This is a genomic window from Paenibacillus sp. EKM301P (genome assembly GCF_011800295.1).
Lineage (GTDB): Bacteria > Bacillota > Bacilli > Paenibacillales > Paenibacillaceae > Paenibacillus > Paenibacillus polymyxa.
Genome location: NZ_JAALFM010000058.1, coordinates 1 through 834 on the forward strand (window position 1 = coordinate 1; position 834 = coordinate 834).

Annotated in this window: 1 protein-coding gene; it reads left to right on the forward strand. The window is 51.0% G+C overall.

The features are described from left to right. On the forward strand, positions 1 to 834 hold an 834-nt coding region (locus tag HFD99_RS24795), incomplete at both ends, for a condensation domain-containing protein (protein WP_167441051.1).

Genomic DNA, 834 nt, shown 5'->3' on the forward strand with positions numbered 1-834 from the left:
CGGTATGCTCTGGATATCAACGGCATGATCACGGACGGTGCCCTGGAACTGACGATCAGCTACAGCAACAAAATGTTTATGAAAAAATCGATTAAAAAACTGGCTGATCTGCTGCAGGAGAGCTTGCGCGAGGTGTTGGCTCACTGTGTGGCCAAAGAGTTGCCGGAGCTGACCCCAAGCGACTTGTCCTTCCAAGGACTGACGGCTGTAGAGCTGGATCATATTGTAGAGCAGACGGCTGCTGCGGGAGAACTGGAAAACATTTATTCGTTAACCCCTATGCAAAAAGGCATCCTGTTCCACGGCTTCATGGAGCCGCAATCCGGGGCGTACTTTGAGCAGGCGACATTTGATCTGCAAGGCCACTTTCAAGTGGAGGCTTTTGCCGAAAGCCTAAACCAGTTGGTGGAGCGCCATCAAATATTCAGAACAAATTTTTATAGTGGCTGGAATGAGCAGCCTTTACAGGTGGTGTACCGCCATAAAGCGGCTGGATTCCGGTTTGAAGATGTGCGTTCGATGGAACCAGGAGAGCAGGCCGCATACCTTGCTGATTTTGCTGAACGTGACAAAGCGGCAGGCTTTCATTTCAGCTCCGACGAGCTGATGCGGGTGTCTATTTTACGTACAGGTGAGGAGTCGTACCGTTTTGTATGGAGCTTCCATCATATTTTGATGGACGGCTGGTGCTTGTTCCTGGTTGTCGGGGAAGCGTTTCATACGTACTTTGCCATCCTTGAAGACCGCAAGCCGGAGCTTGCCCCGGTAACGCCATACAGTGAATATATTGAATGGCTGGATCGACAGGACAACGCGGAGGCAGAACGGTTCTGG